A 23,321-nucleotide genomic window follows, 5' to 3' on the forward strand; every position below is an offset into this window, starting at 1 on the left:
TTTTGATTAGAGTTTTAATTGTGGACGATCATCCTGCGGTACGAACGGGTACAAAAACTATTTTAGAAACGGCAGGTATGGAAGTAACGATATTAAAAAATATCGATGAAATTATCCAAGCTGCCTCTAACCCATCATTCGATATTTTTCTTGTAGATTTGTATATGCCTGACATTAATGGATTGGAGCTGTCTAAAAGAATTTTACAAGTAAATCCCGAGGCAAAAATTGTCATTTACACAGGTTTTGATATTAATACACATTTTGATTTATTAATTAATGCAGGTATCTCTGGTTTTGTAAGCAAAATGTCCAGCTCTGAACAGCTCGTAAATGCTATTTATTGTGCATTGAATGAAGAAGTAATCATTCCACTATCTTTATTACGCCAACTCCGGAGAAATTCGATTTCTGCTAATAATAATTTTGAGGAGAATAGTATTATCACGCTTTCGAATAAGGAACAAAATATCCTTGAGCTTATTTCGAAAGGATACACAAATAAAATGATTGCGGAAGAGTTATATGTCAGCCAACGCACAATCGAATACAGCTTAACTAAAATTTTTTCAAAATTAAAAGCAAATTCTAGAATTGAAGCACTACAAATAGCTCAAAAATATGGCTTAATCTCTAATCTATTTATTCCGGATAGCTAAATTGAATAGATTCACCAAACGGAAATTGAAAAGACATGTCAAAGGGATACAGGCGGTTTCGTTCAGTTCAACTTGCTGCAATATCCCTTTAATTGTAAAGTTGTGGCATGTGAATTGACGTAAAAAGGAGGATGTAAGATGAGTAGACCTGAAATGTATGTCAGTTTAGTCGTGGGACCGAATTGTGATATGGAATCGTATGCTATACGATCAGCACTAGAGTATTTTGGCGTAAGGGTAAATATACATTGGATAGGTAGACCCAATGATCTGATTGATGTTCTATCCGGTAAAGAGCTTGATAATAAAGTAGATTATTTAATTTTAAATTTTCATGGAGATGAAGGTAGATTATGTATGCCTGAACTTGGTGAAGATGTTTATGAAGGCAATGAGCCAAGAGGTGAATTTTTTGGACAGCAAGAGATTAAACAATATACGGATATAAAAGATGTGAAAGTGATAGGCTCTGGTTGCACATTAGGCAAGGAACAGCTAGCAAACGCTTTTCTTGCATGTGGTTGTCACTCTTATATAGGTCCTGATGATTACATAGACGGTAATGCTAATTTTATGTTCGTTATAAGGTTTTTATATGAAATGATAAATAATCATAAAACGCAAGAGGAAGCTTTTGAAATTGCTCAATCCATTGATAACGAAACGGCCATGTATAAATTGTATAAGTCAACGTGAATGCCTTAGTGAAAATGATATCTTAATGCCTTTACCAAAATACTAGTAAAAAATCAACATATGCTGCAAAACAACAATCTCGCATTCACTTCCCTTCGCTATCCCTTTAGTAGATACACAAAAGGCAACCCCAAAAGAGTTGCCTTTTTGCGTGTAAATTCGGAGCTATAATTGGCTAGCTCAAGGGTTTGATGGTAATAGGTACCTACTCTATTTTACGTAATCGCTCTACAATACTGCTTTTTGAAATGACCTTTTGGCACATAACAGGAACTATTATCGCTATGACAAGAAGTATTGGAAGGCATAGCAGTGATGGAACAACTGTAAAATATAGCTTCATATAGGCTGCCCCTGCTGTAAATGCATTTAGACCCAGATAGCAAATTGCACTTCCAATAGTAAGCGTTGCAGCTATAGTTAGCAGAATATACATGGTACTTTCCAGTGTAAGCATTTTAATTACCTGTTTATTTAGCATACCGATACTTTGTAACATCGCAAGCTCTCGTCGACGTGCATTGATGGAGGTAATGACAGAATTAATGAAATTCATAATGCCAATGAAAGCCACTAGAATGCTGATGGTAATCCCAACGATTTTCAACGTTTTTTGCAAGTTTTCAAATTCTGCCGCTAAAGACGCCTTGGATTCAAATTCCATGTTTTGGTCGGTGTTAGTGCTATAGTCCGCTAAAAAACGCTCCATTTTTTCCATTGCGCTATCTTGCACATCAATCGTGCTTAGCATTGGGGCTTTTTGTTCAATTTGCTCTAAAAAGACTTGGCTTGGCAAATAAAATGTTGGCGTTAACGGATGCGAGTGTCTTGCGCTTATGCTTTCTGGAATGTCCGCAACAGCAAGCACTTCATATTCCCGCATTTGTCCGGTTGGATCGGGAAGCTGAATTTTGTCACCGATTGCATAGTATAAAATATTGCCTTGTGCATCAAATGGTGCAGCTATCACATATTTTCCCGAATAAAGCTTTTGCTCCTCTATTTTGCCATGCAGTAAGATTAACTTTTGCAAAGCACCCTCATCAAGACCATACAGGTGCAATAGTTGTTTTGGTTCTTGAGCATAGCGTTTAAGTGCTTCAACTCTCTTACTATCTGCGCCATATTCCTTCGCCAATTGTTTAGGAATATCGACAAAGCGCGGCCCTGTTGGCACTTCATATTCTGTAAAATAGATGTTATTGATGCTTTCGATGCCTTCTTGTAAGGACAGCTCAGAGAAAAAGCCTTCGCTTAACGTGTCTTGGTTGCTATAGTTGAGATTGACATTAAAGTTAGACACGTCTCCCACTGCAAAATCGTTCATGATAGAACGGCTTAAATATTCATCCATATCAAAGCTGTTTGCAATCGAATAGGTAGCATTTAAAATCACTAGCCCTAAAGAAAGTGAGATGGAGACAAGCACAACCTTCTTTTTATTGCGAGCAAGATTTGAATAGGCCATCGTCCACAAATTTACTTTAGTCCCTTTCTTTATCTTCCGTTTACTCCCTGCACTGTTATCTGTAACACGAAGCGCTTCAATCGGACTGACTTTTGCCGCAATTTTTGACGGCTTTGAAACACTGACAAAAACAGTGACTGCTGAAAAAATACTAGACAAAATAAAGATAAGTGGATGAGCTGATATTTTAATGACATCGGTGTTCATAATAGACAAGACAATCGGAACTAGCATCATTCCCACAAGATATCCAACTAGCAACCCAATTGGCAAACCGATGAAACAGAGCCACATCGCCTGTCTACGTATCAATTTACGAATTTGCTTTGGAGTTGTACCAATTGTTTTAATCAGTCCATAATACCGTACATCATTTGCCACACTAATTGTAAATACATTAGCAATCATTAAATAACCACTAAAAGCAATCATTAAAATGGCACCAACAGTCGCAACGATGGTACTTATGTCTAGAGATTCACCGTTTCCGGTATAAGCCCAGTTGACGCCATAATCAATGTCGTCCAGACTGAACCCACTGTCTACAATCACTTTTTGCAGCTTGCTTTCAATACGAAAACTGTTCTTGAAATTGACATCAGCGTTGATAAGACCTACATCATAGCCCTGCTTACTTGGTTTGTAATTGGCAAGTTGCTTCTCCACATAGCTTTTGCTCACCCATGCTTGACTTGCCTGCATAACCTTATCACCTGTCCAATAACCTACCAGTGTAAAGGTTTTGCTTATTTTTTCCCCTGCTAAAGAATAGTCCAAGGTAACCTTCTGACCTAGCTTCGCAGAAACACCAAGTTGCTTTAAAACGAGTGTGTCTGTGGCAATTTCCTCATCATTTTGTGGAAGTTTTCCTGTTGTCGGCATAGAAAACATACCCTTTGCATTGTTTTCACCGCTAGTGTATCGAATTTCAGTAGGGTGTTTGGCTAGCTCTTTATTTTCACCCACGCCCAAAACGACAGAGAAAGAAATATCTTTAATATCAGGATGCGTTTTCAGCGCGTCATATTGCGCTTTTGACAGATATTTAAAGCTACCATGTGCACTGCCGCCCACCTGTCGCATAGTACTTTCCTCAATCGATGCAACAAGGCTTGTAGCTACTGTAAATAGCCCCGAAAACATGAGCGAAGTCAAAATAATTGCAACGATAGCAAATAAGTTTCTCATTCTACTTGCTTTGAACGAACTTTTTGCAAGCAAATGAATGGTTCTTTTACTATTTACTTTAAGCATGGATACCACCATCTACAATCTGTCCGTCTTCTATACGGACAATTCTGTCTGCAAGCTGTGCGATTTCCTCATCATGGGTAATCATGACAATCGTTTGCTTGAATTGTCTACTTGTTACTTTAAATAAAGACAGAACATCTTGACTGGTTTTAGTATCCAAGTTTCCCGTTGGCTCATCGGCTAAAATAATGGCAGGCTTTGATGCCAAAGCTCTAGCAATAGCAACTCGCTGCTGCTGCCCTCCAGATAAATTATTGGGCATATTTTGAAGTTTACGCTCAAGACCAAGCGTGTGAATAATGGCATCCACATATGCTTTATCAGGCGTATTGCCATCTAACCCAATAGGAAGAACAATGTTTTCATAGACATTTAAAGTAGGGACAAGATTATAATTTTGAAAAACGAAGCCTATTTTTCGGCGGCGGAAAATCGTAAGTTCTTCATCCTTTAACTTAAAAAGTTCTTGACCATCCACAATCACCCTTCCGCTAGTCGGGCGATCAAGACCGCCAAGCATATGAAGCAACGTGGATTTGCCGCTACCGGAAGTACCTACAATCGAAACAAACTCACCGTTCTCCACTTTCATACTGACGCCATCCAATGCATGAACGGCAGTATCCCCTTTCCCGTAAATTTTCATTAAATCCTTTGTTTCAAGTATAATCATTTAAATTTCCTCCAAAAAAATATGTCTTCCATCTCTGCAATTCATATTATAAACTTCGAATCTTTCGAGAATCTTTCTGAAGCAAAATCAATTCTAACAGTGCTGAAAGATTTCAATTTATTATTGGAAGAAACACCGAGAAAACAGAGCCAGTTCCCAACCTAGACTTGACCTTTATATATCCGCCTTGGGCTGTAATGATTTCTCTTGCAAGGTAAAGACCAAGACCGACGCCTTCTTTGTCGGTTACCTCCTGTGAACGATAAAAACGAGAAAAAATCTTTGCCGTTTCATCCTCTGAAATACCAAGTCCTGTATCGGCCACATCAATCCTGCAAAATAGCTGATAGGGAGTGACAGATATGTGGACACTTCGGCCACTTGGTGTATATTTAATGGCATTATCTACGATGTTGTATAGTGCCTCCACTGTCCATTTTGGATCAAAGAATGCCTCTACATCCCTACTATCTACCGTTAAAGCAATGTTTTTTCCCATAGCTTTCGGTGTAGCCTGCTCTATAACCGTTTCAAGCATGTTCGCTACGTTGTTGTTTGTAGGAGTAACCGTTATAATTCCCGTTTCAAGCCGAGATGCTTTTACAAGAGAAGAAATAAGAAAGTTTAATTTTTCTGCCTGCTGCGTTAAAGCTGCCACACAGTTTTGATTATAGTCAGACAGCTCACTTTCCGCTAAAAGTTGGGTATAGAGCAGAATGTTGGCAAGAGGCGTTTTGGTTTGATGTGATATGTCGGAAATCAGTTGATTGATTTGAGATTTTTCGTCAGCTAACTGTATTTTTGTGGCACTGTTTGCTGTAAGATAGTGGGATAATTTAGTTTCCAGCGCAGACAGCTTGCTTTCATCAAATCCGTTTTCAATAGGTCTTCCCTCTATTGCATTGTCAATCATTTTGTTTAATCGTTCAATGACCTTATTCGCTTTAAAAAACGCCATTTATTTCACCGCCCATAAATAACCTATACCATACACTGTTTTTATATATACGGGTTTTGTAGGGTTATCCTCAAGCTTGTCCCGTAATCTCTTTAGCGTAACAGACAAAGCATTTTCGTCCACATAATGTGCGCCATCGCTCCAAATACGTTCAACCAATACGCTGCGTTCTAAAGTAACGCCTTTGTTGGCTGTTAAAATTTTTAGCAGTTTTTGCTCGGTTTTACTCAGCTCTACTACCTTTCCGTTTTTAAAATATTCCATGCGGTCAAAGTCAAAAACAAAATGATCTTGTTTAAATTGATTTCCTTTTGTGACCACTTGTTTTCTGAGCTGCGTATTTACTCTTGCACGCAGCACGGCAAGACTAAATGGTTTAGTAATGTAATCATCTGCTCCCATTTCAAGTCCTGCTACAATGTCTGTTTCCATATCGTTTGCTGTGAGCATGATTACGGGTATAGTACTGTTTCTTTTCACTTCGCATAGCAAGTCGAGTCCGTTACCATCAGGCAAATTAATGTCCAGTATCAACAAATCAAAGTTAGTATTAGATAACTGCTTTTTGGCCGATTGAATACTGTGAAATGGTAGAACGTCCATTTCAGTCCCTTGCAAAGCAAGAGCAATCCCATTTGACAATGCCTTGTCATCTTCAACAATCATAATTTTATACAAATATTCACCTTCCTTCAGGGCGAAGTTATGTAATTTCGCTCCTCGAGCATTAAATTGCTCCCTACCACTTCAAAAATATTTTATCGGGTAGTACATATAAAAGTTTACCATGTTTGTATCTTCTCTCGCTTGCTGGATTAAAGCGATCACAAGCTGAAGTATACTACTCAAATTCCAAAAAGGTATAATTTATCAATATAAAGAATAGTAACTGGTAAATCCAATTTTTCAAAACACATTGTGGCATACTTGAAGCCAACGAATTTACTATTTTATTGAATAACTTGAAGGATCCCTTTTTAAAAAGTATTATATAGTATTAATACAATTATGCTCGTACGTTGCACCAAAAAACAGCCATTGAGACATTTGTTTCATTTTACAACAATGGGTCATTACCAAAAACATCAAACGGCTTGAGCCCTTAAAATTTGGGATCAAGCCGTATAAAGGATTTTAATTATTTCCACTGTCACAGTGAGCACTTCAGTACCGGTGTGCCTGATAACTTATATCGTTATTGATTGAGGGCACGCTTCCCTTCTAATTTGTACGCATTAAATCAAATTATTTTTCTCTCTGGATTTTATATCACTAGTTATAGTGTTTAAAAAATAAAAAAGGCTATAAGAGGAAATCCTTCTCATGTCATTTTAAATTTATCACAAATAGACACATCTTTAAGCCCTTACCAATACCCATTGGCTAACGATTTCTTAAACAAACATTTTTAAATAACGTCATTTAAATAAATTTACTTTTTTTCTGTAACGAGCTTCCTTCTTTTGACATTTTTTAAATTGACTTTGTTTTATTTTATCATTTTTTCTTTCTAAATGTTTAATTTCATTTTCAACTTTAAAATAGTTATCTAATCTATCTTTATTAAGTATGTTTTGCTCTATTGCACTCAGTACTGAGCACCCAGGTTCATTTATATGTGTACAATTATTAAAATAACATGTTGACGCAAGCTCTTTAATGTCTGTGAAACTGTTAGTAACACTATTATTTGTATCCCATACTTGCAACTCTCTCATACCTGGTGTATCTATTAAATTCCCTCCAGAAGGAAGGTTAATTAATTGACGGTGAGTTGTTGTATGTCTTCCTTTGTCATCATTTCTAATATCTTGCGTTTTTTGAAGTTCTATACCAGTTAAATAATTACATAAAGTAGACTTGCCAGCCCCAGAAGAACCTAAAAGAGCTACTGTTTGCCCCTCACCACAGTACTTTTCAATTTCCCCAATCCCTTTTCCAGTTACGACACTAACACTATATATTGAAGTGCCAAAAGCAATATCTCGAACTTCCCCAAATCTTTTTAGTAACTCTTCTTCACTAACTAGATCACATTTGGTAAGTACTATTACTGGATTACAACCACTATCATATGTTGCCGTTAAATAACGTTCTATTCTTCTTAAATTAAAATCACTATTTAAAGATACAGTAATAAACACAGTATTTATATTTGTAGCAATAACCTGTTCTTGATTGGCTTTTCCAACTGCATTTCGCGAAATCTTACTAAATCTTTCAAATACTTTATGTATAGTTGCTCTCATTTCATATTCTCTTATTGTACATAATACCCAATCACCAACAGTTGGATAATCTGAACTTTCAGAAATCCCATTTAAAAAACTACCTGGTAAGTTTCCAATAACTTCACCAAACTCAGTAATTACTTTATAAAGCCCCTTATGTTCCGAGACTACCCTACCTAAACTATATCCTTGACTTTCAAAGTGAAGGAATTGATCATATATTGAATCCAATAAACCAAATGTTTTTAAATTTATCACAAAATCAGCTCCCTCAAACTTTTATATCAACACTTTGTTTATTAAATTATTCTAATTTTGATTCTAAAAAATTCTTAACACTCTTCAATTTTTCTTTAGTAAATTCTATATTCATGCTAGTTAAAAAATCATTAATGTTAATATTTCCTTTAGATAAAGTAAATTTAAATTTTTCCAAGGTTTTAATAGGATTATTTTTATAATCTAGAAGTATTAAGCATCCTATCAACTGTGATATTGCATATTCTAATGAATAAAATGGAATTAACCATATATGTTTTGAAAATCTCCATTGATGATTCATTTCAGTTTTATATTTTCCCATATCTATGATACCGTTATATTTATCCATTAATATATTAAATTTATCAGAAAATATAGAATCTGGCTCAGTATATATATGTCTTTCAAATTCTTCAAACATACATGAAGCTGTTAATGTATATAGCACATCTGAGTAATAATACTTTTCCACAGCTTTAATTATATTATTTTCTAGCAAACTATTCTTTTTTAAATTATCGATAAATATTAATTCTAACGTCATACTACTTATTTCTGCTATTTCTAATTGAGGTTTACTATAAAATTTCAAAGGTGTTTTTTTATAAGCAGAATAAAAATGAAAAGCGTGACCAATTTCATGAATAAAACTTATCAAATCTCGATAACTATAATTTAAGTTCATAAATACAAATGGAACAGCCTCTTTTTCACCAATAATAGTACAATAATTCAAATTTTCTTTGTTTTCTTTTACATTTATATCATAATTACCTAGGTCAATTAATACATCCTGAAAAAAGTGATAAATATCCAAATCGATACCCTTCAGCGATTCACCAATTACATTGATAAAATCACTTTCATTCGCAAATCTATAAATTAAATTAGTACTATCTACTCTTACATCCCAAGGGTTTAATGATTCAAGGTTTAATAATTCACATAGCTTTTCTTCATATATTTTTTTTAGTGGAACTATATTTGTTTCAACAAAATTTAAAGTTATATTTCTTAATCCTATTGGCTTATCTTTATTTGACAATACATATTCCTTGTAATTTTCATGACCTTTTTTTGATGCTAAATTATTTCTTTCTATAATTATTTTTTTAAAAAGTTTTTCTATATCAACTAAATACTTATTTCTTACTTGATTTATTGCTAACCAAGCCTCTCGCCTAATATCTTTGGAATTAGAATACAAAAGCTCTTCCAAGTCTTTATATATAAATCTAGTATTCTTATACTTATAGGTTATTCCCTCTAGTAGAAGTTGATATTCTCTCATCGTTTTTCTAATTGAATTAAAGTGTTTATTATCCGCAGAGTGATCACTATTTAATTCTAAAATAAATTTATTGTAGTAATGAGGTAAGTTAATTAAGTATGGTGATTCTAAAATTTTTTTTTCTATTTTTAAATTCAATACTTTAATTATATTTATCACATTACTATCAATTAAAATCTCTTTTGTTGAACCTTTGTTTCTCTGTTCCTCTAGATATAAATAATTGAACTGCCTATTAATACTCTCTCTTAATTCAGAATACTCTAATATAGTTTTCTCTAATTTTTCAGAATTAGTTATTTCAACATTTAATAAAGGTAAATATTTATTTACAATTTCTTTTATATCCAAAGGTTCACAGCCTTTCATTATATATTAATTAGATTTGGAATTTTTGTTATATTGTTGAAAAATAGAATTTATAAGTAACCAAATAGTTAAAAGTAGAAAAGGAATAGGTGCCAATATTAATATTAATCCAGGATCATAAAATTCTGTTAGAATTGGTAACACCAAAGTGATCAAAGAGAATAAAATACCATCAATTGCATCAGCTAACGAAATAATTTTTCCCCTTATATGATTAGGAACTGATTGTAATTCAACATCCAATAAATTAGCAGGCAAATCTTTGGATATCCAAATCAGTAAATACAAAATGTAACCCCAAAAGAAAGGTGATAATGGAATTAATAGAGTTGATATACACATAATTATTATAGGAATAAAAAAACCAACTAAATGTTTCCCTTTATCAAAAAATAACTTATACCATTTGTATGAAAAATATGAACCAATCATCATTCCTACTGCAGATAAAATTCTATAAATTCCATAAAATTCTTCACCGCCATCTTTAGCTGTTCCTAAAGTTGGAACTAACAATGTGTCCGATAATGCTAAACATCCCCATAATAATGTGGATCCCATCACTAACCCAAATATCTTTTTGCTATGCCACATAAATTTTAATGCTTCGATTAGTGTACTACTTTCTTCTTCATGATCTTGGTTTATTAATCGTTTTTTATTGGGAATTACAAACCAACAAACTATTCCAAATACAAGAAATGATACTGCGTTTAATGAAAAAATTAATGCTATATTATTAAGGAAAATACCATACGCAGCTATAGTTGCTCCTATCACTCTTGCAAATCCACCAAAAAATCCAAACCACCTATTGATATTTGGTAATTCTTTCTCTTCAACAATGAGTGGAATACTTGACAAAAAAGCAGGTCTAAACAACATCTTAATAAAACTAGCAATTGTTGCAATTATAAGGATAAATATATAATTCTCATGAGAGATTAATAGCAATATACTAGTTATAGCTAAAGAGAAATTTACGCTAACTGTAATAGTTCTTCTCGATACTTTGTCTGCTAAATAACCAGAAAAGGGACCTATTATTAATTCAGGGACAAACCGTAAAAATAAAAAAAGGCCAAAAAGAAAACCTGATTGGGTAATGGTAAAGACAAAAGTTGCTAAGGCAATACCTTCAGCCATATCACCTAGCTTTGAAAAAGAATCTGATGCGATTAACAGTCTTACTTTATTTTTATCTTTTGTCACTAAATCTCTCCTATACTATAAATTTAATCTACTCATACACCACTGTACGGTGTATCAAAAGTCATGTTTTACAAATGAATTAAACTTCTTCTCCTATTTAGGGAATTGGGGAGTTAACTGCCAGCTGAAAAAGCTGCTGCCTAGAAGAGAAATATTTCAGCAAAAACGGAAACATGGGGGCAAGAAATCCACCCCCATACATTTTGGGAGCGTAACATCTATGCATTTTCCGTTTTACATCCAGAATAGGTGGTCAAAGGCTCTTTGCACTTTGACGGACTACTTGGAATGTAAAACACTCAAAAAATAGGTGTTACTTCATCTTGACGTAGTGCGATTCTAAATTTTTAGGGTCATTTCAAGTTATGAGTAATTATTAAGTTTACTTGGCTTAGGCTATTACTCCGGAACTTTTATATTTGGCAACTAACTCACTTAACCTTAAGACATTTTCTTTATATGACTTAAAATCATTATTACTATATTCCATTGTTATTCCTTTAATTGTAGGGAATGTATTTAAACATAATTCAAGTGCATTCCATTCATCAATCTTTGTTCTGTTAGTGTCAGTGAAACCTTCTGCTCCTATATGGAGTTCTAATACTTTTACATCCTTTAAGAGTTCAACAATTTCTTTAAAAGATACTCCTGTATTTTTAGCTGTTGTTAAACAATGTGGGATATCAAAGATAATTGGTACATCTGTGTTTAAAGATACATCCTTTAAGAGTTTATAATCACTTAAACCATCTTCATTATTTAACGACCAATAACGAGGTCCCATTTCCATTACAACAGGAATTTCAAATCTTTCAATAAAATTCAATACCCTTTCGCCTAATCTATCTGATAAGCTGCTATCTAGAACTGGAGGGAATATATAATTAAAATCAATACCAGTACTAGTACCTAATATGCTTACATGATCACCTAGCCAATGACAATTTAAATCCTTCGCTTGTTGAAAAATGTGATTCACTAACTTCTCATTTAAATGCTTTTCATCAGCAAGTGGTAGTAAACTACTATGAGCAACTTTAGGAATATTAAATGGTACATTATCAAAATTAGAAGGAGGATGTACTTCTAAATAATTTAATGTTGGATCTAGTTCTTTAGCAAAATGAATAAATTCATCTTCTTCTACCCAAGCTACTCCTACACCTAAAAACGGTATTGCATTTACTTTTTCAATAATTTTTTTATTCATAATTGACCTTCCTTTTATACAATTCTAATTGAATTTTTTTCACACCAAAGAGATACTGAAAATATATACCAAATAGTTTTAAATTTAGCATATAAAACAATACTTTCTTTAGACTTATCCATTAAATTTTGTTTACTTTCAAAACAATCAATTATTTCCTTTGTATTGATATACTCTTTAAGAGGACCATTAATGATTTGGTTCAATGCAACCTTTGATAATTCACCATATTTCATCCAAAAAAATACTGGATGAGGGAACCCACATTTTTTTCGATTATTAATTACAGATGGTAAATACTCTTTGCTTAGATTTCTAATTAGCTCTTTGTTCTTATCAGGTAATTCGCTAAAAGCTTTTTTAATTAAAGATTGGTCTAACAAAGGTACTCGACATTCAACACCCGAGTACATAGTACCAAGATCTACTCTTGGTAGAGCATCCGCTTCTAAGTGAAGCATACCAAAATGTCTTAATCCATGACTAAGTTCTTTCTTCCCAGTGAATTCTTCTATTATTCTTTTTCTTTTTTTCTTAGCCTTACAAGAAATCTCATCTACATTACAATTTTCAAAATTTAAAAATTCACTAACAAATGGCATTCTCATCCATTCATCAAATTCTTCTACACTGGATGCATGCAACCACTCATAACTACCGAATACTTCGTCACTCCCTGTACCAGATAATGAGGTAATTATTCCTTTGGAGTGCATCTCTTTCCCTAAACGATGATACGCTACTATAGTAGGATCCATAGACATTCCATCTTGCTTAGAAATAGCAGTTGGTAAAATTTCTAAAAATTCCTTTTCAGTTAATGTAATTTCATGCAAAGGGATTGAAAAATGATTACATACATATTTGCTGAAGGGTAACTCTGAAAATGAATATTCTCCGAAACTTTCATACTGTAAAGTAAAAGCCTCTATTGTCGCCCCTTCATTAATGCATTTAGCCATAACTGCACTTGAATCGACACCACCAGATAAAAGCATCCCCATTTTAGTACCTTTTTCAATATTATTATTTATAGATTTAGCAAAAATTTCTTCTAAAGTACTATTAGGGTTAGAATCGTTATTATATTCTTTACGTTGCTGGTATATAGTTTGTATTGTATTACTTTTCAAATCGTACTCTAATAATTCCCCAGGGCTAAGTTTCTTTATGTTTCCTATTAAAGTTTGTGGTTCTAAAATTGTATTGCGATACAATAAGTATTCTATTAAAACTTCTGATTTCACATAAATGTCCGCACTACATTTTTTTAGCACATTTAATAAAGATGGGAATTCTGATGAAAAAACTAAATTACCATGCATTGATAAAGAGAAATAAAGTGGTTTGATTCCCGGATAATCTCTGTACAGATATATTTTATTTTCAAGTACATTAAAAGCAGCAATGGCAAACATACCATTTAATTTTTTTAAAAAGTCTATTCCTTCTTCTTCTAAACCTACAGAAATAGTTTCAGTGTCCGACAGTGTATTCCAATCTTTAAATTTTAACTTTTGCCTTAACCATTCATGATTAGTTACTTCTCCATTAAATACCAAAATCCAATTATTAGAATTAGAAAAATAAGGTTGATTTGCAATAGCCCTATGGTCTTTTACAGCTAGCCTTGATGAATATAAAATAAGGTGATTTTGAATTATATAATTCTGATAGTCAGGTCCCCTATGTGCTAAAGTTTCTTCAATAAGATTAATAAACGAATCAGAATTAATACTTTCTTTCACATTATTTCCTATTATTCCAAAAATTCCGCACATATTTCTTCTCTGCTTTCTTCGTATTTTCGCAAACATAACCCAAGACAAATTAATAATAACCTTAAAACTATTTGTCCAGTAATAAATCCTACATCTTTATCAGGGTTATATTCCGTAATATCACCACAATAAATATTCGTTATTTTGTTTAATTCATACAATTCTTCCTCAAGTTTCTCTAACGTATTTCCTTTCGGTACAGGAGTTGATACTCCTGGAGCTATGCTAAAATCGAGATAATCTAAATCAATTGAGCAATATACTATTGTATTTTTAAAGACTGAAGATGCTATTTCTTTTACAGAATTTACATACTTAATTTTATTAATATTAAAACTGCTGTTACTTAAAGAGAGTACACCCCTTCTTCCAACCTGAAATATATTTTTTACCTCATCAAATTCTGAAATTCTGGCAATAAAGTTAGAGTTATCAATAAACTCTTTATTATTCCCAGCATCAACATGTGCATCAAAATAAACTAATGTAATATTAGTATTACCTGTATTTATGAGTGATTTTATTCCCCCATATGTAATTGAATGATCTCCCCCAATCATCCAAAATTTATCACTAACTTCTTTATTTTGAGCAATATTTCTTGCTAATAACTCCAAGAAATTTTTTTCTGTTAATTTGTCATCTATATAAAAGCTATTTAAATTAGTTCCATTCAAAAGTTTATATTTACTATTCCAAAGGTCATTAACTAACCAACCCTCTATACCATTTAAATTCGAGTTTAAACTAGTCTCATACGCTTCACTTAACCTTCTTATAACATCTGGTCCTTTTCTCGAACCTAGTGATATGTTATTCCCGCTATCATAACCAACTAGTATTATTGATCCATCAACTGAATGATTAGAGACATTTACTGTATCTCCAAACATTGTAATGGGATTCAAAATTTGTATTGGTTTATCTAACTCCCTAAAAACCCCATTAATTTTCATTAGTTTTTTTATTTCATTGGAATCCAATTTATCTAAAAGGAAATCTGGAAATTCTTTTCCTAAGAATTCTCGTAAATAATACCAAGTGTCTTTTAGAAACCAACACTTCAAATTATTCTGATTATTTTTCAATAAAACTAAGTTATTTTCGTGTTTTATAGCATGTAACCTAGAACTAATATAATACATATAGAGTTATCCTCCATGAATATATATAACCCACTGGACAACAGTTGATTGGTGCTAACTATTAATTGTCAACACGGTCTCTTAGAAGAGGTCCTAAAATTGAATCCGGAATTTCACTTTCTACATCGCTTTCTGAAAAGAAATTTGGTGTGATCTCTTCTTCTAATTCTTTTAGTTTTTCTTCAACTTTTTTATTATCCATGATTTCCCTCCTTCTCGTAATGTTTTATTAAGCACTTTAATTATCTACACGATCTCTTAAAAGCGGTCCTAAAATTGAATCTGGAATTTCACTTTCTACATCGCTTTCTGAAAAGAAATTCGGTGTAATCTCTTCTTCTAGTTCTTTTAGTTTTTCTTCAATTTTTTTATTGTCCATCATCATAAATTTCCTCCTCATTTGTAAAGCTTTATTAAACATTTTAACTATCTACTCAGTCTCTTGAATGAAGACCTAAAATGAAATCCGGAACTTCTCATTTTATATCACTTTCTGAAAAAATATGGTGTAATCTCTTTTTCCAGCTCTTCTAGTATTTCTTCAACTTTTTTATTGTCCAGTGAGGCTATAACAAAGTGAATTATTTAATACCAAAAAATTTATTTAATAAATCTTTGTCAATTACATTTAAATCATTAGTTAATATTCCTATATTATTAGCTTGTTCAAAAAATTGTAACTCGCTACTATCTATAGTCCTATTTCCTTCATTCTTCAACAAAGTTAACACTCTGTATGTAGATTCATCAATTCTGTAAACTTTGCCTTTCGACCCTACAACATAATATTCAATATTGCGATTAATATTGTTATTATTTTCAAGGATATTCAGCACACCATACTCACTTTTTATTAACGAAACATTTTGAGCAAGATATAGTGGTTTACTAAAATCATAGACTTTTTTATTCGAAGGAATATAAGAAGCTTTAAAAATACAATACTCCAATTCACTTAACTCTTTAATATAAATAGGAATATCAACATTATTAACAATATAATTATAAAAAGAAGTCCCCTTCTCAGAACCCTTTCCAAATCCAGCTGGATGCTCTAAACTACAATTTACATCCCATAAATAATCTGAAGATAAATACTCTTGAAAAAATTTATTATAAATAAACTCATCTGTCGGATTCATTTCATTCAATTTTTCAATAGTTTTTTTGAATATAGGGGCAACCATTTTTAATATTTGCTTCCAACGCCCTCTTTTTTCAGCATTTAATGAATCTACATTTATATTTAATATTTCTTCATAGTTATTCTGTTTTATCATTTCTGTAAAAGGACTATTAGGATCATCAATTTTCCATTGAGGATCAATACTTAAACGTACTAGTATGTCTTGCTTTTTCAATTTCTCCATTATAAATCACCTCTAATTTTATTAAGCTTTCTTAAATCATTGATAATTTGGTTATCTGATGATAGATGATCTGTTTTCAAAATAGGAAAGGTATTTCGAAAATACTTTTTATATGTTAACCAAACATCTTCCTTAATCTCAGTACATGCGCAAGTCATATAAATACCCGATTCATCAAAACGATAAGATTCTAACCATATAATATCTACAATCTCACTAATAGATTTAAAAGATAAACTATTTATATTTTGTTGAAGATTCGAATTTTTCAGATCACACATAATCTCAGCAAGGTCTATTGAAATCTTGCTTGATGTTAAACTCCTTAGATTTTTAAGAAGTTTAATGTAGTTTGCGATTGGTAGCCAAGGAGTTCTAATTGGATGAAATGCAATTTTTATCTCATTCAAATTAGCAAACTCTTCTACGCGTTTCACTTGATTATTATTGATTTCTGGTAATTCTATTCCTTTAGGATCAAAGTAACTCTCTCCATGTCCCCAAATACCCAATTTAAAAATGATTAGTCTTGGATTGAAATATTTAATGGTCCGCTTCACTTCATTTAGCATATTTTCATGATTATTCCACGGTAGTGTAAATATAGGTTTAACAAGCTCATTACTTCTTAATTTTACAGACTCTCTTTCTCTTCCCGTTAGAGGAATGCTTACAACAATTGATTCGGAGGAATCTTCTATCAACTTAGCTTGTCTTACTATTTCATCTGAATCCTCTAAAAAGATAGCACAGCCTTTCACATGTACCCCCACCCCTTTGAATAAATTTCAATAACTAGAAAATATTGTAACAAAAATAGAATCAAATTTCTAAATTATTTTAATTTAAATAAAAAATATATACATAGTGTAAAACGTATAATAACCTAATATATCCATAATTTGAATTAAAATCAAGGAATGATCCATTTCAAAAAACAACTCTTCTTTGTAAACTTTGTACGGGTTACATCACGCGCATTGCGCTATCCTATTAAATTAAAGAATGAATGTTAGAGTTATTTTGGAAAGACTTAGAAATACTGCTGATATGCTTGAAGGAGTAGATGGATATGCTTTAGAAGAAAAAGAAATGGATTTTGTATCTTTATTCAGTTAATGATTATAGGTAACTGGGACAAGAACTGCGCTAATCATTAAATCAATGAACGATAAACGTTGCTGATATACTGTGAAAACGATGCAAAGTACAACAACAGGTAGAACGAAAATCCCATCATATCAATCCTTTAAAGGGTTTATCGTATTTTTAAACTGTGCAAGATAATGCATATAATTACTTAATCTTGGGGCGAATTGGAGCTGAAAAATTTTGCTTGGCAGCGTATAAATGGGAATAGATAATGTATTTTGAAATTATATAAAGGTTATATGTCCCATTTTACCCGTAAGCCCATTTTCGCCTTTTATAACACACCCTTCAGCTATACTTCCACTACCTATTCCTGTTACTAACGTAATTAACATCACATTAACTTGCTCCTGGGCAGAACCTTTCCACAGCTTTTCAATAGTAGCTATATTTGCATCATTGTTTCAAACAACTGGAACTCTGATTTTATCCTGTAACCTATCTTTTTAAAAATAATCCTAAGTTTGCAGATACTTACACAACCGCTTTCTATTCTAATAATTCATGAACTCCCACCCCTATTCCGATTATCTCTTTTTTATTTCTTTTTGCGTTATTAGCATTTGTTCAATTGACCTGTCTCCCTCGCTAGCTGGTCTTAATTATTAGGTTGAAAAAGTCGAAAACGTTGAAATACAAATTGTGTTGATTGTACATAAAAAAACCTCCTCTAAGTTTTCATTTTTATACTAACTTAAAAGAGGTATTAAAAATAATTTAAACTAGCTTAAATACACGGCTAAGGTCGCCGTCTTTCATCTTTTATCGTCAATATTATTGCTTGTTCGTTTTTCCAATAGCCCTTCATCACACCTTACCTCTGACGATGACTTCCCCCAACAGATATACCATCATGTGATACTCCATCACCTAACTCATCAACAATTTTCACTTTCGTATCAATCATTGCATTACCTGCTTTTTCTTTTAAACGATATTTTTCTTAATCAGGTAAATCTTGATATTGAGGTCGAATACGCAAAATCGTACTTGCCCTCGGAAATATGGAACATTTTATACCTATCCTTCATCCAAAATATTGATAATAGATTTTCTTCGCTTCTACAATATCATTGGTCCCATGAATTAATACACGTCCATCCCGAAAAAGAATAATCTGATTTTGATTAACTTGAAAATGAATTAAATATGGATTTGACTTCAAATGTTGAACATGTGGAGCCAGGTTCTTTTCAAACTCAATAATATTAACTAACTTTGGTTTTGCAGGACGAATTTGAACTGTATTACGACCGCATAGTACCGCAACCTTTGTTATTGATTCTTTCGTTAAATATGGATAGGTTGGGTTTAATCCACAAGTCAAACATGTAGACTTTTTTAAACCTTTTACATTGATCTTTGTTTGCTCGTTTTTCCACAAATCAAATGCCAATAATTCTTTTCGGAGTGCTTCACAATCTTCCACTAAGATTTTCAATGCTTCTACCATTTGATGTGACACAACTTGTGTAACTGTAGGTGCAATAATTCCTACAGTATCACAAGTTGTCCCTCCAAATAATGGAATGATTTCCATCAAACAGTGTAGGCAAGGTGTTTCATGCGGCAAAATGGTATATGTAATACCATAGCTACCTACACATGCTCCGTAAATCCATGGAATTTCATACTTGACTGCAAAATCATTTAGTAAGAAACGTGTTTCAAAATTATCTGTTGCATCGATGATTAGATCTACATCTTGAAACGCTAAAAGTTCAGATGACGAAATGTCTTGAACAAACGCTTCAATCAGCACATCACGATTAATTTTCTCTAATCTTTGTTTAGCAGCAACAGCTTTTGGCAAATGTTGAAACACATCTTCTTCACTGTATAGTTGTTGGCGTTGTAAATTTGACCAATCTACATAATCTCGATCCACTATGGATAACTTACCTATTCCTGCACGTACAAGTATTTCGGCATTGCTACTACCTAATGCTCCTGCTCCAACAATAAGTACGTGTTTTTGTCGAATTTTTTTTTGACCAACTTGTCCTATAAATGAAAATAGTTCCTGTCTTGAATAGCGATTAGTCAACAATACTCATCCCCTGTGAAGGACTACTAGCTTGAGCCCGCTCTTTTTTCTCGATGATTCCTGCTTCAGAACCTAGTCTACCAGCACGAATTGCTAGTTTCATAGCTTCTGCCATTTGCACTGGATTCTTCGCACCAGAAACTGCTGAATTTAGCAACACTGCATCCGCACCTAGTTCAAGAGCTAGTGCTGCATCAGACGGAGCACCTATACCTGCGTCTACAATAACAGGTACTGTCGCTTGTTCAATGATGACTTGTAAATTATATGGATTTAAAATTCCTTGTCCTGAACCAATTGGTGAAGCACCTGGCATAATGGCATGTACCCCAAGTTCTTGTAATTTTCGAGCAAGAACGACATCATCTGAAGTATATGGTAGTACAATAAACCCTTCTGCTAGGAGCATTTCACATGCACGATACGTTTCTAATGGATCAGGCAATAACGTATCATCACACCCAATTACTTCAACTTTCACCATATCGCATAACCCAGATGCTTTTGCTAGATTAGCAATACGTACTGCTTCCTCAGCTGTTTTCGCACCAGCTGTATTTGGTAATAATCGATAGTTTGATAAATTTATTTTATCTAGCAAATTAGGCTGGGATGGTTCAAAAATATTCATACGACGCACAGCAAATGTTAAGATTTCAGCTTCTGATGCTTCTATTGCTCCTTTTTGAATATCAAAATCTGAAAATTTCCCTGTTCCCAGTAATAATCTTGAAGTAAATGTATATGGTCCAATTTGATACATGTTAACCGCCTCCTACAAATGTAACAATCTCAATAGAATCAGTAGACTTAACCACTGCAGAATAATCTTCTTTTTTCAAAATTACGCCGTTTTGTTCGACAACAACTATTTTTCCCTGAAGCCCTAAGTGAATCAATAAGCTCTCAATTGTTTTCACATGGTCTGGAACTTCCATCTTATTTCCATTAATAAACATAGTTTTTCACCATTAAATCTGCCATATATTCTCCTACAAATGGGCTTAGCAATATGCCATTTCGATAATACCCTGTGGATACAAATAGCCCTTGAACTGTTGAATGTGCTTCCATATAGGGTCTGCCTCCATTCGCTTCCGGACGTAATCCTGCCCATGTTCGGTCCCAACTCGCATCTTGTAGGGCTGGAACAATAGAAAATGCCTTTTGTAATATGTCTACAACACTCATTGCTTTAACATCCTCTTGATATGAATTTGGCGTCATCGTTGCACCGATGACGTATTTACCATAACGTTTTGGTGCAATATAAAATCGTTTTAAGAATATAGGAGCATTAAGTAATGGGCGATTACTTTTTAAGGAAATCACTTCTCCCTTTACTGGATAGGTTCCACTTTCCTCGTTAAATAGTTTAAGAAATGGTGTACTCCACGCCCCCATCGCAATGCAAACTTGCTTACATGAGAAAAAACCTTCTGTTGTTTGTACACCAACTACCTTTTCATCTTTTATAACAATTTGTTGAACGGTCGTATATTCGAATATTTCCGCACCACTGGCTGCTGCAGATAACGCTTGCCCCTTTGTTAGCGCAGGTGCCAATACATGTCCATCTGTCGGATAATAGACTGCACCGATCACATCAGAAGAAACATTTGGTTCAAAATTTCTTAATTCTTCTGAAGAAAGCAACAATGCTTCTTCTCCAGCTGATACTTGCCAAGAGCGAATTTGTTGAATACGTTCAAATTCTTCTTTTGAATTTGCAATCCTGTATATCCCTTTCACTTCGTACCCTATATCAACACCTGTTTTTGCACGAATTTTTTCGGCTATATTTGGAAATAATGTTCGACTTTTTCTTGCCATTTCATATAAAGGATCGTATTCATCCCATTCTGCCTGAACCCCTAGTAATCCAGCAGCTGCATGTGAAGCACCATCTGCAATTACCTTTTTCTCAAGAATTGCTACGTGTAGACCGCGTTCAGCAAGGCAATGTGCGATTGTACTACCGATGATACCTCCGCCGATGACGATACTATCGAAACTTTTCATCTTCCCACTCCTTAAGTTGACTAGCATATTCTTTTACCTTTTCAATAGGGTCATTAGCCTGCCAAATTCCTGACATCACTGCAATTCCTGAAACTCCTGACGCACATACTTCTTTTGTATTTTGCGGAGTGATTCCACCGATAGCAATCACAGGAATAGATACATTGCTTACAAGCTGTTGTAATAATTTTGTTCCACGACAAGCGATTCCTTTCTTACTTGCTGTATCAAAAATATGTCCATAAAGTAACCAATTGGCTTTTGTATTTGTAGCCTCTTCAAGAGAGTGAATAGATGCACCAATTTTAAGATTTGAGAACTTTTCACTTGCGATAGCTACAGGAATACTACGATAACCTATTTGCACATGAGAAACATCCGTAGCAAGTGCAACATCGATTCGATCATTGATTACAATCTTTTGTAATGGAAAACCTGCATATTTTAATTTTTTTATACAATCAAAGAGTTCAGAAGCAGTGCAACTTGGCTCACGAATATGCAAATAGCTTATATAGGGTTCAAACTTAGTTACAAAATGGACCACTTCATGAAGTGAATGCTGGCCGTCTGTAATGATATGGAGCGCTATTTTTTTATTCATTTCTTAAATCATCCTATTCTTTCATATCTAAAATAGAGATTAAGTTGTTGTTCACTTCCTTTCATTATAATTCCATACAAAAAGCCACCTCTCAAGCATAGAGAAATGGCTATAAATCTTGTACATGAAGTACAAAAAGTAAGCCACTTCCCTTCGCTAGTATGATCTAGATCAGGTTCAAAGAGTTGAGTTTCCTCTCTCAGCACATCCGTGCACCCCTAGTGGTCTTTTCAATATTCAATTAAAATGTTATAGCAAATAAAGTGAAACTTCCATCAGTGGAGGTTCTTCATCCCCACTAATGGTTAGTTGAACCAATCGGCTTTTACAGGCAGTTATCCCCCATCTTTCTCTTCGCTTCTCTCAATCTTGAGTTGGGGGTTATACTGCCCGTTAATGAAGGATAAAAAAGCCCTTGCTTCCACAATAAGGAAACAAGGACTTGTATAATAGACAATATCCTATCTGCTTCCCTACGCTAGCATAATCTAGATCAGGTAAAAGGATCATGAGCTTACGGCTCTACTCTCAGCTGGCAACACCAGCTCTCCTAGCAATTATTGTATGAAATTATAAATCAAAGTATAGCACTACCGATTTAATTGTCAATTATTTTTCTTGTGTCCTTCTGTATGAAGAAACTTTAGTAATACGTAGGCAATTAAAGCCGCAAAAAGCTGCTTACATACGGCATTTTTTGTCGTGCCAAATAACACGGGTACATTTAAGTTCTGTTTAATCCAGCGAAAAAAGGATTCAATTGCCCAGCGTTCTTTGTACATGCCGGCGATTTCTTCGGCTGTTACATCGCGAAGATTTGTGACAACACGTACAATCGCCCCTTCATAATCAGTAAACTCCACGACACGGTGTCGCGTCTTCGTTTGTTTTTGAGCCGTACCAAGTGTACAGGTG

General features: G+C 33.5%; 22 protein-coding genes, 1 pseudogene and 2 riboswitches. Of the genes and pseudogenes, 2 read left to right on the forward strand and 21 right to left on the reverse strand.

All coding sequences use genetic code 11. From position 1 onward, the window contains the following. The first annotated feature begins 2 nt into the window (after window positions 1-2). Entirely contained in the window at window positions 3-659 is a 657-nt protein-coding gene (locus C9J37_RS22570) for a response regulator transcription factor (RefSeq protein ID WP_107897184.1), read from the forward strand. A 138-nt stretch (window positions 660-797) separates the two neighbouring features. Next, window positions 798-1,355 carry a delta-aminolevulinic acid dehydratase gene (locus tag C9J37_RS22575; protein WP_107897185.1) on the forward strand — a complete coding sequence of 186 codons (558 nt, stop codon included), beginning with the start codon at window positions 798-800 and terminating at the stop codon, window positions 1,353-1,355. Window positions 1,356-1,560: 205 nt separating this feature from the next. Here the strand turns inward: C9J37_RS22575 and C9J37_RS22580 are convergent, their stop codons facing one another. The 21 genes and pseudogenes from C9J37_RS22580 to C9J37_RS22670 all read right to left on the reverse strand — a co-directional run. Further along, entirely contained in the window at window positions 1,561-4,077 is a 2,517-nt protein-coding gene (locus C9J37_RS22580) for an ABC transporter permease (protein ID WP_167397402.1), read from the reverse strand. Beyond that, on the reverse strand, window positions 4,070-4,750 hold the full coding sequence (locus C9J37_RS22585; RefSeq protein ID WP_024361665.1) for an ABC transporter ATP-binding protein: 681 nt from the start codon (window positions 4,748-4,750) through the stop codon (window positions 4,070-4,072). Before C9J37_RS22585 ends, C9J37_RS22580 begins: the two co-directional genes overlap by 8 nt. A 112-nt stretch (window positions 4,751-4,862) precedes the next feature. Next, on the reverse strand, window positions 4,863-5,708 hold the full coding sequence (locus tag C9J37_RS22590) for a sensor histidine kinase (protein ID WP_235617206.1): 846 nt from the start codon (window positions 5,706-5,708) through the stop codon (window positions 4,863-4,865). Continuing rightward, complete coding sequence (locus tag C9J37_RS22595) at window positions 5,709-6,386, reverse strand: response regulator transcription factor (protein WP_107897187.1); 678 nt, start codon at window positions 6,384-6,386, stop codon at window positions 5,709-5,711. Between the two features lie 740 nt (window positions 6,387-7,126). Beyond that, the gene (gene rsgA / locus C9J37_RS22600; protein WP_235617207.1) at window positions 7,127-8,197 is read right to left on the reverse strand and encodes a ribosome small subunit-dependent GTPase A; all 1,071 of its coding nucleotides are present in this window, start codon (window positions 8,195-8,197) and stop codon (window positions 7,127-7,129) included. 46 nt (window positions 8,198-8,243) lie between these two features. Then, entirely contained in the window at window positions 8,244-9,842 is a 1,599-nt protein-coding gene (locus C9J37_RS22605) for a M3 family metallopeptidase (RefSeq protein WP_167397403.1), read from the reverse strand. Between the two features lie 24 nt (window positions 9,843-9,866). Beyond that, window positions 9,867-11,072, reverse strand: coding sequence for an MFS transporter (locus C9J37_RS22610; RefSeq protein ID WP_107897189.1), 1,206 nt, complete (start codon window positions 11,070-11,072; stop codon window positions 9,867-9,869). 391 nt (window positions 11,073-11,463) lie between these two features. Next, a complete protein-coding gene (locus tag C9J37_RS22615; RefSeq protein ID WP_107897190.1) occupies window positions 11,464-12,285 on the reverse strand; it encodes a multinuclear nonheme iron-dependent oxidase in 822 nt (273 codons plus the stop codon). 14 nt (window positions 12,286-12,299) lie between these two features. Beyond that, window positions 12,300-14,066 (reverse strand): asparagine synthase (glutamine-hydrolyzing), encoded by a 1,767-nt coding sequence (gene asnB / locus C9J37_RS22620; RefSeq protein WP_167397404.1) that lies wholly within the window; start codon window positions 14,064-14,066, stop codon window positions 12,300-12,302. Next, on the reverse strand, window positions 14,045-15,211 hold the full coding sequence (locus tag C9J37_RS22625) for an arginase family protein (protein ID WP_107897192.1): 1,167 nt from the start codon (window positions 15,209-15,211) through the stop codon (window positions 14,045-14,047). Before C9J37_RS22625 ends, asnB begins: the two co-directional genes overlap by 22 nt. A gap of 61 nt (window positions 15,212-15,272) precedes the next feature. Beyond that, complete coding sequence (locus tag C9J37_RS28515; protein WP_167395987.1) at window positions 15,273-15,413, reverse strand: hypothetical protein; 141 nt, start codon at window positions 15,411-15,413, stop codon at window positions 15,273-15,275. A 36-nt stretch (window positions 15,414-15,449) separates the two neighbouring features. Next, a complete protein-coding gene (locus tag C9J37_RS28520) occupies window positions 15,450-15,596 on the reverse strand; it encodes a hypothetical protein (protein ID WP_167397405.1) in 147 nt (48 codons plus the stop codon). 196 nt (window positions 15,597-15,792) lie between these two features. Further along, window positions 15,793-16,581: a hypothetical protein gene (locus C9J37_RS22630; protein ID WP_107897193.1), complete on the reverse strand. Its 789-nt coding sequence runs from the start codon at window positions 16,579-16,581 to the stop codon at window positions 15,793-15,795. Continuing rightward, window positions 16,581-17,342 carry a hypothetical protein gene (locus tag C9J37_RS22635; protein ID WP_107897194.1) on the reverse strand — a complete coding sequence of 254 codons (762 nt, stop codon included), beginning with the start codon at window positions 17,340-17,342 and terminating at the stop codon, window positions 16,581-16,583. Before C9J37_RS22635 ends, C9J37_RS22630 begins: the two co-directional genes overlap by 1 nt. Window positions 17,343-17,957: 615 nt before the next feature. Continuing rightward, window positions 17,958-18,122 carry an ROK family protein gene (locus C9J37_RS22640; RefSeq protein WP_107897195.1) on the reverse strand — a complete coding sequence of 55 codons (165 nt, stop codon included), beginning with the start codon at window positions 18,120-18,122 and terminating at the stop codon, window positions 17,958-17,960. 638 nt (window positions 18,123-18,760) lie between these two features. Continuing rightward, complete coding sequence (locus C9J37_RS22645) at window positions 18,761-19,780, reverse strand: MoeB/ThiF family adenylyltransferase (RefSeq protein ID WP_107897196.1); 1,020 nt, start codon at window positions 19,778-19,780, stop codon at window positions 18,761-18,763. Continuing rightward, window positions 19,773-20,543, reverse strand: a complete 771-nt coding sequence (locus C9J37_RS22650; protein ID WP_107897197.1) for a thiazole synthase — start codon at window positions 20,541-20,543, stop codon at window positions 19,773-19,775. Before C9J37_RS22650 ends, C9J37_RS22645 begins: the two co-directional genes overlap by 8 nt. Before the next feature lies 1 nt (window position 20,544). Beyond that, window positions 20,545-20,739, reverse strand: a complete 195-nt coding sequence (thiS, locus tag C9J37_RS22655) for a sulfur carrier protein ThiS (RefSeq protein WP_107897198.1) — start codon at window positions 20,737-20,739, stop codon at window positions 20,545-20,547. Next, window positions 20,729-21,802, reverse strand: a complete 1,074-nt coding sequence (gene thiO, locus C9J37_RS22660; RefSeq protein WP_107897199.1) for a glycine oxidase ThiO — start codon at window positions 21,800-21,802, stop codon at window positions 20,729-20,731. The genes thiS and thiO overlap by 11 nt, the downstream gene beginning before the upstream one ends. Beyond that, on the reverse strand, window positions 21,786-22,406 hold the full coding sequence (locus C9J37_RS22665) for a thiamine phosphate synthase (RefSeq protein WP_107897200.1): 621 nt from the start codon (window positions 22,404-22,406) through the stop codon (window positions 21,786-21,788). Before C9J37_RS22665 ends, thiO begins: the two co-directional genes overlap by 17 nt. Before the next feature lie 131 nt (window positions 22,407-22,537). After that, a riboswitch (TPP riboswitch) is annotated at window positions 22,538-22,636 on the reverse strand. Window positions 22,637-22,859: 223 nt separating this feature from the next. Beyond that, a riboswitch (TPP riboswitch) is annotated at window positions 22,860-22,968 on the reverse strand. A 46-nt stretch (window positions 22,969-23,014) separates the two neighbouring features. After that, window positions 23,015-23,321 (reverse strand): annotated as a pseudogene (locus tag C9J37_RS22670) (transposase); the annotation flags it as partial.

It is taken from the genome of Lysinibacillus mangiferihumi, from assembly GCF_003049665.1.
GTDB lineage: Bacteria > Bacillota > Bacilli > Bacillales_A > Planococcaceae > Lysinibacillus > Lysinibacillus mangiferihumi.